Here is a 14,346-nt window from a genome sequence, read left to right on the forward strand (position 1 = left end):
ATTCTGTTTATTAATTTTTCATTGTACTTAACTTCTCCAAAACTGCTACAAATCCTCCCCTTGGCAGACATTGAATATTCAAAATATCTCCTTTTTTTACTTTTATTACTTCAACAGCGAATGATTTATCATCTAAGCCGTCTTTAATAAGTTTTAATTTAAATTTTCCGACATCAAGAAAATCGAAATTTATTTTTAATGTTTGCAATTCGTCTTTACCATTAAGTCCTCCCAAATACCATTGTTTTGCTTTTTTTCGGGCTATAATAATTTTATCCCCAGGAAAACCATCCAAAAGTTTGGTGTTGTCCCAGGTTACAGGAACATTTTTTAGAAATTCTTTGGGCTCTGGAGACAAATTGATATAAGCTTCTGGTTTATCGGCAAAATGTTGAAAACCAGATTCAAAAACTACTGATAGTGCCAGTTCGTGTGCATATGATGTAATGTGAGGGTGTTGCGAATTTGAAAAAGTTACCGGTGTATAATCCATCGAACCAATTACATTTCTGGTAAAAGGAAGTGTTGTATTGTGTACTGCTGCTTTAGAAGTAAGAACGGGTTTGTTATTGTACCATTCGGCACCATAAACGGCTTCTGTAGTCATTAAATTCGGATATGTACGAGCCCAGCCGCGAGGCACTGTTGTGCCATGAAAATTTACCATTAACTTATATTTTGCTGCATCTTTCAAAATAGCAATACCATATTTCATCATATCCTGTTGGTCACCGGCAAAAAAATCAACTTTAATACCATATATTCCAATTTTATTAAGCCAGGCAAATTCTTCAGCTCTTTTTTCAGCTGTTAACAAACGGTCAACAGGAGTTGGTTCAAGCCATGAAGTTCCCGAATTATACCAAATCATAGGTTTAATACCTTTGCTTTTAGCATAATTTGCCGCATCAGTTATATTTCCGCCGTTACTCATTGCATCCCATTCCCAGTCAATAAGAAGATAGGGCCAGTTCATTTCAACAGCCAAATCTGTATATGCTACCACTTTTTGATAATCTTTAGATCCATGATTGTAAGCCCAATAAATCCAGGAAACCGCACCCGGTTTTATCCAGTTCGTTTCTGTTAATGTATTAGGTTCACTGACATCAGTAATCAAAGTTGATTCTACTATATCTGATAATTGACCAATGATTAATGTATGCCATTGCGAACTCCATGGTAAGTTAGTTTTAACTCCCGTTTGTTTAAAATTATCTCTGGCTGAAGCATAGGTTACTTTGTACTCGTTTGGATTTGTAGCGTTATTTAATTTTGCAGCGCAATTATTCTTAGATATATTTGCCTCAGAAATTAATACCCAAACAGGATTATTATTTATTTTGAATAAGGCTGGAAATCCCCATTCTTGTTTATCTTTATCGCTCTTACCTGTGTCTGAAAAAGGAAAAAAATCTTCATACGATTCAGTATATTTCTGCAACCAACGATTAGTAGCTGGTGGAAAAACATAAGTGGTGCTTTCGTCTGTAATATTAATTAATGAATCTGTTTTCTCTGTAAATTCATAACGAAATGCTACTCCGTCATTATAAACTCTAAAAGCAATTTTTAAGGGTTTGTTATTCGAATTTACATATTTGAAGACTTTTTCAGTTCCTAAATTAGCACACAATTTTCGCTTACCGGAAATCATTTCATATTTTTGGTTAATCTCTTGCATTTTTGATTCACCCACAAATTTCAGGTTATTAGTAAACGGCTGATCTTCTCTGTAGATACCCATCGGTGAATTTGGCATTACTTCAATATATTCCAATTTGTTTTTATACAAAATTTTGAAGTATACTTGTCCATACGGCTTTTCATTAAATTCTTTTTGAGAGACAATAACCTTAATTTTTTTATTTGGGGATACAATTTCCTGAGCATTTATTGTAAACAAAGTTGAAATAAGGAGACAGAATATTAAATACATGTATTTCATTGATCTTACTTTGATGTTTTTATTTTTTTCGAATAACAATACTATTTCCATTGTATTTTACCGAAACATTTGTTTTTACGTTTTCTATACCAATACCGTTTGATTCATCAAGCCAAACAATATTAAAAACCCGGTTTTCAATTAATCCTTTAAAAATTGCACCTTTTCGTTTTCCAATGGTCAACGTTTGTTTTTGTTCGTTCCATTCAAAAAGTATCGTCGAAAAAGCTCCTTTCTCATAGTTATAATTTACCCCTTCATCTTCATAAAGTTCAAACTTGCCATCAGCTCCTGTATACACTCTAATTTGTAATGTATCGGCTTTTTTTTCATTTGTATACTGCATTTTTTCTCCCATTGGAATTACAGAACCCGATTTTACATATAAGGGAATGGTCGAGAGAGATGCAGCTGTTTGTACTGTCTGTCCGCCTTTATAGTGTTTTCCTGTCCAAAAATTAAACCATCCTGATTGGTTTTCCGGCAAGTAAACATCCCAGTTCTCCACACCTTCTGAAACAACAGGGGCAACAAGAAAAGCTGAACCAAACATATACTGGTAATTTTGCTGAAGTGCTTTTGTATCATTTGCAAAATCCATTATCAATGGCCGCATCAAGGTTCCGTTTTTAAAAGTGATGTCAGCTGCCTGCGAATAAATATAGGCCATTAGGCGATAACGAAGGTTTAAGTATTTTAAAGATTCAGCTTCTACTTTCTCACCATATCGCCAAAATTCAGTATTCGTTTCATATCCGTGTACTCTTTGTAATGGACAGAATGTAGCAAACTGAAACCATCTTAAAAAGCGTTCGTGAAATTTAGTATCTGTGTATTGACTTTTACCGGGACGGAAGAATCCTCCTGAATCGAAAGTCCACCAGGGCAATCCTGTTATCGAATAATTTAATCCGGCTGTTAGTTGTCTGCGCAGGGTTTCCCAGTCGTTACCTATGTCTCCGGTCCAAACGGCTGATGCATAACGCTGTTGTCCGGAAAACCCACTTCTTGTAAGAATAAAAACTCTTTTATCCGGAGCATCTTTTCGTAAACCTTCATATACTGTTTTTGTTACGTACATCGGATACACATTTCGCATCTGCTCTCCTGGAGTTGTTCCGTTATTTATTTTTCTATTTACCAAATCATCATTTTCCGGTTCAGTAGCATCCTGCCACCAGGCATCAATTTCATATGGTTTTAAAAGCTTTTCACTAAAACTCTTCCAATAATAATTTGCTGCATCGGGATTAAAGAAATCTACCCATTGGGTATTTGGGATATAATAATTTTTCTTGTCAAATTCTTTACCAAGTACACTTTCTTTATCAATTTTGGACCAAACAGAAAGCATCAGCCTCATATTCATTTGATGCAGTTCTTTTACCATTGCAGAAGGATCGGGATACATTTGTTCATCAAATTTCATCGAATTCCATCCGTATTTTCCCCAATATTGCCAATCCTGCACAATTAAATCCATTGGTATTTTTTTCTCTCTGAATACTCGGGCATTTTCAAGCAAATCATCCTGAGTGGTAAAACGTTCACGACAATGGATATAACCTAAAGACCATATGGGCATAAGCGGGGCCTGTCCTGTCAGGTCACGATAGTTGGAAATAACTTCATCTGAATTTCCGGCAAAAACAACATAATCCAGCTTATCAGCGACAGGAGATCTAAAAACGGTTTCATTAACAACTTTGTGATAATACAATACAGGAAGATCATTTTTTTCTGCTGTAACCACAATATAGTGTTTACCTGCCGTTAGTTTAACCAATATACTCGTTGTGGGAGGCAGCCAATGGTTTTTAAAATTAATAACTTCTTTACCATCAATGGATAACTGCCATTTTCTGGCCATTTTTTGCCCTACATCTAATAGAATCGCATATTCAGCATTTTCTTTAACCTCAAAATTTCCGGTAAAGACACCGTCCTGGCGAGTCTCTTTTTGATTTCCACTGGCAGTGGTAACATCAACTGTGATGGCTTCTCCTCTTGTACCTGAAGGCTTTAAATTCACAATAGTATCGGCAGGATTAAAATCAGTAAGTCCGTAATTATGCCATAGCAAACCATAGCCTTTGCTAGACATAATAAATGGTATGGCAATTTGTGTATTTACCTGAGTTAACCTTCTGGGCAATCCCTTAATATCCAAATATCCGTCCTGAAACTGACCTGTACCAAAGATATATTCGTCAGGTAAAGTACTAAACCTTTGCTCAGCAATGTGGCATGGTTCTCCTTGTACTAAGCCTGGTTTAAGAATACGTCCGCCTGATTTTTCGCTAAGAAAAACTTTTCCTTCGTAATTGCGATAAGACAATGCACCACTCTTTTTATCTACTACAACGGTCATTTTTGATGTAGCAATTTCAATTAATGTGCCTGACTCCGAAATCTTAAAATCTGGCACCTTAACTTTTGAAGTAAAAACTAATTCAGGAATTTGACTTTTCTTTTCCAGTCCATACTGAACTCTGATGGCATTTTCAGTTAAAGGACTTAAATGTAATTCTCCTTTATCGAGAGTTATAAGTACTTTATCAGTATGTTTTTTATAACTCTTAACCACTTGTCCAATACCAAACACTGGAATAAGCAAGACAAATAAAATTGTTATTTGCTTCATTGTTTCAATTTATTTTTATAAGAATTCTAAAGTGCCGAGATATTTTTTAAAATTATGCAGTCTCTATTATCATCATTTTTGCAGGCAGTTTTTTAGATCTAAATTATTTCTAAAGGATTTGCATAAGAAGCTTCCGGTTTCTTACTTGGAAAGTATACTTCAAGACCTTGCTCAGATTGTTTAAACTTTAGTTTTTCTCCTGTACTTACTAATTTTATCTGTCTTATTTTTTCTGTATGATACGGATTTGATGTCCCTAAATTTTTGATAACAGCAGTACCGTTTTCTGGCCAGGCCATTACTGTAGCATACAGTTTTTTGTCTTTTTGAGCAAAACGAATGTCTTCTGATGTATAAGGTTTACCTTTTCCCTCGTTGAAACCCTGTGCAGTTAAAGCTCCTGCACTTGCCTGCTGGGGGCCTTCGCCAAAGATTTTCCATGGACGGGTACCATAGATACTTTTGCTGTTTAATTTCATCCAGACACCAATTTCCATCACGATGGTACGTTCTAATTCGTCGATACTTCCATCACCACGTACCGGAATATTAAGCATTAAGTTTCCGTTTTTACTCACTACATCTATTAAAGTATGAATAACTGTTTTTGCCGATTTGTAACGCTTATCATTATAAACTTTTCGGTCATAATGCCAGTTACCAATGCAGGTGTCTGTTTGCCATGGCAAAGATTCGATATTGTTACTTTGTCCTTTTTCGATATCCCAAACCATGGTTTTGCGCTGTTGTTCAGTTAAAATTTTACCTGTAATTACTGCCTGAACGGTTTTATTTTTCTGAAGACTTTTATTATACATATGCGCTGCTATACGTAAACCGGCATCACTAACAGGCCACAACGGAAATGCCGTATCGTCAAAATAAATCATATCAGGATTGTATTTTTCGATCAAATCGATCGTTCTGTCATGAAATTTTTCAGAATAGGCTGATGATGGTACTGAAGCCCCATCACCCCAGTTCCACTGACTGTGTATGGATGAATTATCTGAAGGTGTTCCGCTTAATGGATGATTTTGTGCATACAAATCCTGAGGATCCAATCCTTCCCACCAGGTTCCTGCTCCGTCAGCTTTAGTTAAATTGCCATCGTAAGGAACGCCTGCCAAAGGACCATTTTTATCAGCACCTTTAGAAGTGTCAAACCAATTCCATGCATGAGCTGCGTGTACACTTGCTGCAAAAGGCAGACCAGCTTTACGGGCTGCTTTTTCCCAGCCTCCAATAATATCTTTTTTAGGTCCTATTTTAGTCGAATTCCATTCTGGCTGGTATTTACTATCGTACAAATCCAGGTTATCATGATGATTTGCCATTGCCATAAAATATTTGGCTCCTGCATCTTTATATAAATTCACCAATTCCTCCGGGTTCCAGTTGTCAGCTTTCCAGACATTGATTACATCTTTAAAGCCAAATTTTGAAGGGTGCCCGTATTTCTCCACATGAATTTTATATTGTCGTGAGCCTTCCTCATACATTCCTCTTCCGTACCAATCACCCGCTTCCGGTTCGCATTGCGGTCCCCAATGAGCCCACATTCCAAATTTGGCATCACGAAACCAGTCCGGAACCACATATTTAGCAAGAGAATCCCAATTAGGTTCAAAGGGTCCATTAGATACTGAAGAACTAAATACATTTTTCTGAGCTAATAAGGGTGACAGATATAAGCCTACTAATCCTGAAGCTGCTAATTTTAAAGCATTACGTCTATTCATATTTTTTTATATATTTCCGATTATATTTATTTACTTTACTATATTGTTTTAAATTTTTATAAAAGAGTATATAATTAAGTATTATATAAATTTATCTGTTATTATTTTTGGTATTATTTTTTTATTCTTAAAATTTAGGATAAATAAAAACAAATATAACCGAAGAGGAGTAAACATTTTTTATTCAAAAACGATTTTTTATTATTCAAAAACGTCTTTTTACTACTATTATGTCTAAAAGTATTTTCAAATATTCGTTCTCCTTATTACATGTAGATTATGTAAAACTGAATCATCACTGGAATTATGATAATGTTATTAGTCCTTATTACAGACTTTACTATATTGATGATGGAATTGGATTTATTTCAGACAGTACTCAGTGTCTGACTTTAGAGCCTGGTAATTTATATCTTATACCAAGTTTTAGCATTTGTAACCTAAATTGTGATGCTTATCTGAGTCAGTATTTTATTCAATTTTTTGAAGAATCTCCTGATGGAATATCATTGTTTAACAATAATAGAAGCGTAATGAAATTGCCTGCCAGTGAAATTGATATTTTACTGATTAAAAGATTACTTAAAACTAATCCGGGAAGAGGAATTAACCGGTCAGATAATCCGAAGGTTTATGAGAAAGAAGCTTACTACAAGGAATATCAGTCACTTAATAATAAAATGAAAACGCACCATCAATTTGAAAACCAGGGTATTCTTCTTCAATTGGTTTCCAGATTTTTGAGTTCAAAAGATTTCAAAATAAACAATTCACAATTGATACCTTCCAAAATTCTGGATACTATGAGTTATGTACAGCTTCATATAAGTGAAAATCTTACCGTTGCAGCATTAGCGAAAAGAATAAATCAAAATCAGGATTATTTTTCAAAACAATTTTTAATTCATACAGGCCAAAGACCGTTAAACTATATTCATGAAAAGAAGATAGAAAGAGCCCAATACCTCATTACAACTACAAATAATACATTTTTAGAAATCGCTATTGACACAGGTTTTTCTAATTTACCTCATTTTTCAAAAATATTCAAACAAATTTTAGGCCTGACACCAGGTGAGTACCGCAATCAAAATACCGATTTAAAATGAGTTTTGTTTTCAATTACGAAATGATTACAAAAGAGTATCCAAAGGATCACACGGGAAATAAACTTTTACCTCAGTCCCATTTCCTGGTTTACCTGTAGCATGAATTGTACCTCCAACGGTTTGCATAATTTTTTTACATAATGCCAGACCAACACCTGAGCCTTTATATTCTTCCTGATTGTGCAATCTTCCAAAAACTTTAAAAATAGTTTCTGCATACTTTTGCTCAAAGCCAATTCCGTTATCCGAAAAACAAATCCAATGACAGTAAATCTTATTAGAATGGCGTACTAATTCAGGTTCCTGTGAGGCTGTTATTTTAATATGAGGAGTTCTTTCAGAAGACGCAAACTTCAAAGAATTTTGGATAATATTAGAAAACAATTGCTGTATTAAAAAGTATATCGCATGAACTTCCGGCAGATTCTCATATTCGATTACTGCATTGTTTTCAGAAATGGTTTCTTCCATTTCTACCAGCGTCATCTTTAGAATATTATTTAAATCTATTTTTTCTAAATTCTCCCTTGTATATTTTATTCGTGAAAACTTAAGAATATCATCAAGCAAAATTCTCATTCTGCCTGCAGATTTAGATACTTTCTGTAAAGATGTAAAAATAGATTCACTTTGGTTAATATTCGGTTCAGACAGCATTTTGGAAGTAAATAACTGAATTTTACGCAAGGGCTCCTGAAGATCGTGAGTACTAATCCAGTTAAGGTTTTCAAGTTCTGAATTAGTTTCTTTTAATATTTCGCTAAGGTTTCGATACTTTTCTTCTTCTTCACTCAACGAAATCATCATAAGCTGATTGTGTAACGTATGCGCATATTGTACTGCTCCGTTTACTTCATATTGTTTCCATGGAGTACTCTGGTTTTTTATGATCTGTTTCCAGATTTCAAAAGAATTCCTCGGATGAAGACCAGTGCTGTCTTTGATAATAGCTTTTTCAGGGTCTCCACCCCAGTTGATTTCGGATATTGTTTCAGGTCTATACCAGATTATGTAATCAGAGTTTCCAACGGAATGATAAATAATCCCTGCAAAACTGGAATATTTACCTATGTCATCATAATGATCAATTAACTTATTAGTAACAAACAGTTTGTCAGAGGTCTTATTTTTAATTTTAGCTATTAAATTTTCAATTTGTTCTTCGGCAGGAACCAGGCCGTTTTTGTATATTTTGCCTTTGCTAATAATCGATACGCCGGCTGCATTACAAATATTTAATAACTCAGGCACCTCTACTATAGTTTGAACTGATTCCTGCAAAAGTGGAAATTGCATCCCTGATAATTGCTCCAGAGCTAAAGCTGTTTGTTGGGCGTTCACATTTTCATCATTTGACTGGCGTATATCAATCTGTGAAGTAATAAATTGCCCCTGAAGCTTAGCAGCCAGTCTGATTTCAGGAGAAATATTTTTACTTGAATAATGATGGCATGCGATTAACCCCCATAATCTGTCATTATGGATAAGCGAAATGGTAAGCGTCGCGCCGACACCAATATTTTGTAAATATTCAACATGAATTGGAGATGTACTTCTTAATATCGAAAGACTTAAATCCAGATTTTTACCTTCTTTATCATCAACTGTAAAAATCGGAACTGGTACATAATCAACATCAACAATAAGTCTTAGCTGATTTTTTATATACAATTCCCTTGCCTGAGCCGGGATATCAGTGTGTGGGTAATGCAGTCCTAAAAATGGTTCTAAATCTTCTCTGCAGTTTTCGGCATAAACTTCACCATTATACTGTTCATCAAAGCGATAAATCATTACACGGTCATACCCTGTTATTTTGCGTGTTCCTTCAGCAACAAGGGCACACAAATCTTTGAGTGAAGTAGTATCATTCATCTGGGTTACAAACTGAATGGTCTGTGTGTAGACATCGGCGAGCTTTTCTTTACCTGCAAATTGGAATTCGGCTTCTAAAACATAAATATCAAAACTTTTGTGTATGCTGATTTGAAAAAACTTTCCAAGTAAATCAATTTCAAGGGGAAAAACATCCTTATTTTTGTCATTATTGATATATTCAAAAATTTGCTTTTCTGCTTTTGTTCCAAAAATATCACCAATTTTTTTTCCAAGTGCTTCCGTATGTGTAACGCTGACATACCACGAAATATTTGCGGTACAAAAATCTATTTTCCCTTCGGAAGTTAAACCAATCAGAAAACCATGTGGCTGGATTTTACCCGGTATATGAATAGGTTCATGTTCACAGTTCGTTAATGTAACAAGATCACGATTAACAATGTCTTTAATTTTCATTATTTTTCTATACTCCTAAAATGATTGTAAATACTATCAAAAGCATAGGTTGCTCCTTCTATGATTGCATTTCCACAATGATGATTCTCTTCATATTCTGACAAATAGCTGAGGAAGTTTTTCCAAAAATTACTTGTTGTATCTCCATAACCCTGAAAATAGACAGTTCCCTGACCATTGTCAAGACCCCGAATTTTTGAAATATTTTTTAATATAAATCTTCCGCCCAGACTGGAACCCTCTATAACATATAAAATTCCAAGAGCAAAAGGTACCGTGATTTCCTGAGTATCAAAAACAGAATTTGAATCCCTTTTATTAAATTTTAGAAAGTTTAAATCATCCTCGATGAGATGACTTTTTTTTCTTTCATGCAAATCAGTTATAATCTCTGATAATAATGGAAAAATAACATTTTCAGTGTTTTTATGAACATCATGCATCAGACTCAAATAATGAATGTAATCTGATATTTTCATGTAAGGAGACAGGATCGAGGCTGATATTGGAAGGCTTTCTAATTTTCTGTGGGAATCTGAAGTTTTATTTTTTAAATCACTAATAAAGGCTGAAGGTACTAAAGAAGTCAAATTTCCACTCATTAATTAACTATATTATTTTATTTGGAGAGTTAAATTATTACTTCTCCTTACAAATGTAAAAAAAATGTTTTACTTCCGACAGAATAGAACCTTTGTAAACACTTCAAATTATGTTAATTAACAATACGCTTTAGCAAGCAATTTTGTTTAATTAATAAACTACTTTGTTAGACAAAAATAGTAACAATTTAATCAAAAAAAATCTTAATTTATATTTTAATAATGCTATAATAATTTTGATGTTTAAGAATCGTTTAAGTATTTTTAGTAAAATTTAAACTTTCGGAGTGTAATAATTATGAAACACTTTACTTACTTAATATAACAAAATTGGATTTTTAAAAATTAGCTTCGTATAAAATTAACATATCGTCATGTATTCAAACATCAGAATCTTAAAGGATATAATTGATAATACACCTTTGCCAATAGCGGTTTATACAGGTAGCAAATTAAAAATTGAATTAGCTAATACTGCTATGATAAAAACCTGGGGTAAGGGTGATAATGTAATAGGAAACCATTATCTCGATGTTCTTCCTGAGATCAAAAAAGAAGATTTCTTTGATCAGGCAACTACTGTACTTTCTACCGGAATTGCCTTTCATGGTGAAAACAAAAAAGTAGATTTGCTCATTAACGGTACTATGCGATCCCATTATTTCAATTACAGCTTCATCCCATTGTTTGATACGGATGGAAAAGTGTATGGTGTGATGAATACCGGAGTTGATGTTACTGATTTATACCTTGCCAAACAACAAATCCAAAGTATTGAAGAAAGACTGCGAATTGCTGTTGAATCATCCGGAATAGGAACTTATGAGATTGATTTACTAACTAAGGAGATTAAAACATGTGATAATTTCAATACTATCATGTGCAGTGAAAACACACCCAACATAGATGAATTACTGTCAAAACTTCATCCGGATGATTTGTTTGCCCGTGAAAAAGCGATTAAAGAGGCCAAGAATACAGGTCTTATAATGTATGAAACCCGAATAATAAATAAAACTTGCTCAATATGGATTAAGGTTAGCGGGAAAATAATTTGCGATGAAAATGATTTGCCAATAAAGATTATAGGAAGTATCCTTGATATTCATGAACATAAACAGTTTCAGGAAGAGTTAAAGAAACAGGTTGAACAAAATACTCTGGAATTACGTCGGTCTAATGATGACTTACTTCACTTTGCTAACGTGGTAAGCCACGATCTCAGAGAGCCTGTGCGCAAAATTAAGATTTTCAATGGGCTGATTAAAAATGACAAAGGAGCAAATTTTAGTGAAAGTATTATTAAATATCAAAACAGAATAGATCAGTCTGCAGAGAGAATGCAAAATATAATTGAAGGGATTCTCACCTATTCAACTATGGATAAAAACAAACAGCCGTTTGAAAAAATTAACCTTAATGAGGTCATAGAAAGTATAAAAACAGATCTGGAACTGATTATAAATGAAAAAGACGCCATCTTAATCATTGGTAAATTACCTGTAATAGAAGGGGCACCAATCTTAATCAATCAGCTTTTTTACAATCTTATTCACAATGCATTAAAATTCTCAAAATCAGAAGAACCTCCTAAAATAATAATATCAGGAGAGGCAATAAAAATTGATGAAACTGACTCAGTTCAAATTACCATAAAAGACAACGGAATAGGACTTGACACGGCTTACGCTGAGAAAATATTTAATGCTTTTGAAAGACTGCACTCTAAGGATCAGTACGAAGGGAACGGCCTTGGATTGTCCCTTTGCAGAAAAATAGTTAAAAGACACCATGGCACAATTACAGCCACAGGTGAAATAAATAATGGAAGCGAGTTTACCGTAACGCTCCCTCTGAGACAAAAAAAAGATATTATGCAAAATACAGATATTTAACTGATTTTTAAACAGTTAAACATCTGTATTTCAATTCTATATAAGTATTTATTTAATTTTTAACTTCAAAACTACGACCGAATAAGCTGGCAGTTTTATTTCTGCTTTTTCTCCTTTCAAATTATACACATTTTCTTTCGGGCTTATTTTTTTAGGTTCGGCAAAAGTATTTTCATCTTGTAAATTTGGACTTGTAAGCGTAATTACTGATCCTTTTGCTACTAACTTGCTTCCTTTTAAATCAATTGTAATATCTTGTGATTTTACCGCTGTATTAACCAGTTTTATAATGATCTCTTTAGTATTTATATCTTTCACGGCAGATACATACAGATCATTTTGTCCGGTTAACGGTTTTCCTTCTTTGGTAATGTTTAATAAATCAGTTCCTTTATTGGTTGAAAATAATTTTTGAACATAATAATTAGCTGAACCATAAGCTTCCAGATTATTGAACCAAATCATGTCCGGTGTCCACTGCCATGCATCTTCATGAGCCATTAACGGAGCATACGAGGTCATATTGACAACTTCTGCATTTCTTTCTAATCCGGTCATGAAAGCTGCTTCAGAAAAAGCACATTCCCAATTGTTTCTGTTATTTGGATTTGCTCCCGAAACACTTTGCGCAGCATATTCACCGGCAAATATTTTTGGTCCTTTTCTGTCGTAATTATCATAACGGGAAGCATTTTCCCTAAACCATTGTGGACTTTTGTAATAATGTTCGTCTATCAATTCTGCGTTCAGTTTTTTAAGTTCTGCCATTGCAAAGTCAAAATGTTCACCATCAGGCGAAGGGCCGCTTCCTGAAACGATAATAATGTTTGGATATTTGGTTTTTATTGCTTTTTCAAAAACTTTATATCTTTCAATATAATCCGGTCCCCATTGTTCGTTTCCAACACCAATGTATTTAAGGTTAAACGGTTTTGGGTGTCCCATATCAGAGCGTAATTTCCCCCAAGCGGTATCTTCTGCCCCATTGGCAAACTGAATTAAATCCAAAGCGTCCTGAATGTAAGGATCTAATTCTTCTATTGGAGCCAATTCACCTGTGTTGTACTGACAAGCCATTCCACAGCTTAAAATAGGTAATGGTGTTGCACCAATATCTTCTGAAAGCTGAAAATATTCATAAAATCCTAATCCAAAACTTTGAAAATAATCCGGGGTCTGTTTATGGTTAAATTCTACATTCCAGCGGTTCATCATCGTTCTTCTATTCTCAATATCGCCCACCGATTTTTTCCACTGATAGCGATCTGCCAAAGTTCTTCCTTCTACAATACAGCCGCCCGGAAAACGCAAAAATCCCGGTTTCATATCATACAAAAGCTGTACAAGATCTTTGCGTAAGCCGTTCTTTCTATTCTTCCATGTATCCTCAGGAAAAAGCGAAATCATATCCAGATCAATCGTTCCTGTTCCTTCAAAAGTTATCTTTAATTTGGCTTTTGCTTCAGTCTGAGTCGCTGTAAATTGTGCCGAATAACACTCCCATTCATTTGAAGCAGGAACAATACTCGTTTCACCAATTACCTTTTTATCCTTATCAATAAGCTGAATAATTATTTTTTTGATAGCACTGTTATGATTGGCCGCCTTTAAAGAAAGATTGTATTTCGCATCTTTTTTTACGCCCATTCCTCTAAAACCTTCATTTATGATAGCATATCCTTTGTCATAATTTATAAGAACACGGCAGAAATTTGGATTGGTTTCGTTTTCTGCTACCTTTATAGGAGTTGCAACACCCGAATTCATATTCAAAGAAGACCTTTTTGTATTAGGCTGCTCCCATCCCATCAAAGGTTTTTCAAATTCAAAAGATCGGTTTTTAATCATTTCTGCATACAAACCGCCGTCTGCAGCGAAATTGATATCTTCAAAAAACAAACCAAACATAGTAGGCTGGATTTTGGTAATGGTTTTAGCAACGTCAACTTCTAAATTTGTTTTTTGTGCATGTACGCCAATACCACTGAATAGCAAACTGCCAATGATTATTTTAGTAATTATAGTATTTTTCATTTGTAAAAGGGTCGATAATTTAGTCTGGCTAATGTATTTAAAGTTTTACAATATTTTCGACTTAACTATTTTTAATA

The 14,346-nt window shown here is 34.1% G+C and carries 8 protein-coding genes; 2 read left to right on the forward strand and 6 right to left on the reverse strand.

The annotated features are described in order from the left end of the window. Positions 1 to 10: 10 nt before the first annotated feature. From BXU10_RS14860 to BXU10_RS14870, 3 genes are all read right to left on the reverse strand, one after another. Positions 11 to 1,999: a glycoside hydrolase family 97 protein gene (locus tag BXU10_RS14860; RefSeq protein ID WP_223255468.1), complete on the reverse strand. Its 1,989-nt coding sequence runs from the start codon at positions 1,997 to 1,999 to the stop codon at positions 11 to 13. Continuing rightward, a complete protein-coding gene (locus tag BXU10_RS14865) occupies positions 1,968 to 4,592 on the reverse strand; it encodes a glycoside hydrolase family 31 protein (protein WP_078228120.1) in 2,625 nt (874 codons plus the stop codon). Before BXU10_RS14865 ends, BXU10_RS14860 begins: the two co-directional genes overlap by 32 nt. Before the next feature lie 98 nt (positions 4,593 to 4,690). Further along, positions 4,691 to 6,334: an alpha-L-fucosidase gene (locus BXU10_RS14870; RefSeq protein ID WP_078228121.1), complete on the reverse strand. Its 1,644-nt coding sequence runs from the start codon at positions 6,332 to 6,334 to the stop codon at positions 4,691 to 4,693. Between the two features lie 230 nt (positions 6,335 to 6,564). On the opposite strand from BXU10_RS14870, the gene BXU10_RS14875 reads away from it, so the two are divergent. Then, on the forward strand, positions 6,565 to 7,443 hold the full coding sequence (locus BXU10_RS14875; RefSeq protein ID WP_078228122.1) for an AraC family transcriptional regulator: 879 nt from the start codon (positions 6,565 to 6,567) through the stop codon (positions 7,441 to 7,443). Between the two features lie 24 nt (positions 7,444 to 7,467). Here BXU10_RS14875 and BXU10_RS14880 read toward each other — a convergent pair whose 3' ends face one another. Further along, positions 7,468 to 9,738, reverse strand: a complete 2,271-nt coding sequence (locus BXU10_RS14880) for an ATP-binding protein (RefSeq protein WP_078228123.1) — start codon at positions 9,736 to 9,738, stop codon at positions 7,468 to 7,470. After that, a complete protein-coding gene (locus tag BXU10_RS14885) occupies positions 9,738 to 10,340 on the reverse strand; it encodes a biliverdin-producing heme oxygenase (protein WP_078228124.1) in 603 nt (200 codons plus the stop codon). The genes BXU10_RS14880 and BXU10_RS14885 overlap by 1 nt, the downstream gene beginning before the upstream one ends. 374 nt (positions 10,341 to 10,714) lie before the next feature. On the opposite strand from BXU10_RS14885, the gene BXU10_RS14890 reads away from it, so the two are divergent. Next, a complete protein-coding gene (locus BXU10_RS14890; protein WP_078228125.1) occupies positions 10,715 to 12,235 on the forward strand; it encodes an ATP-binding protein in 1,521 nt (506 codons plus the stop codon). Between the two features lie 48 nt (positions 12,236 to 12,283). On the opposite strand, the gene BXU10_RS14895 is transcribed toward BXU10_RS14890, so the two are convergent. Beyond that, positions 12,284 to 14,269 carry an alpha-L-arabinofuranosidase C-terminal domain-containing protein gene (locus BXU10_RS14895; protein WP_078228126.1) on the reverse strand — a complete coding sequence of 662 codons (1,986 nt, stop codon included), beginning with the start codon at positions 14,267 to 14,269 and terminating at the stop codon, positions 12,284 to 12,286. Between the last annotated feature and the right edge of the window lie 77 nt (positions 14,270 to 14,346).

Origin of the sequence: Flavobacterium sp. LM4, assembly GCF_002017935.1 — a bacterium.
GTDB lineage: Bacteria > Bacteroidota > Bacteroidia > Flavobacteriales > Flavobacteriaceae > Flavobacterium > Flavobacterium chungangense.

Excerpts from the sequence above, each read along its gene's own strand:
- BXU10_RS14860 (WP_223255468.1), bottom strand. The coding sequence starts at position 1,999 with ATGGAAATAGTATTGTTATTCGAAAAAAATAAAAACATCAAAGTAAGA.
- BXU10_RS14865 (WP_078228120.1), bottom strand. The coding sequence starts at position 4,592 with ATGAAGCAAATAACAATTTTATTTGTCTTGCTTATTCCAGTGTTTGGT.
- BXU10_RS14870 (WP_078228121.1), bottom strand. The coding sequence starts at position 6,334 with ATGAATAGACGTAATGCTTTAAAATTAGCAGCTTCAGGATTAGTAGGC.
- BXU10_RS14875 (WP_078228122.1), top strand. The coding sequence starts at position 6,565 with ATGTCTAAAAGTATTTTCAAATATTCGTTCTCCTTATTACATGTAGAT.
- BXU10_RS14880 (WP_078228123.1), bottom strand. The coding sequence starts at position 9,738 with ATGAAAATTAAAGACATTGTTAATCGTGATCTTGTTACATTAACGAAC.
- BXU10_RS14885 (WP_078228124.1), bottom strand. The coding sequence starts at position 10,340 with ATGAGTGGAAATTTGACTTCTTTAGTACCTTCAGCCTTTATTAGTGAT.
- BXU10_RS14890 (WP_078228125.1), top strand. The coding sequence starts at position 10,715 with ATGTATTCAAACATCAGAATCTTAAAGGATATAATTGATAATACACCT.
- BXU10_RS14895 (WP_078228126.1), bottom strand. The coding sequence starts at position 14,269 with ATGAAAAATACTATAATTACTAAAATAATCATTGGCAGTTTGCTATTC.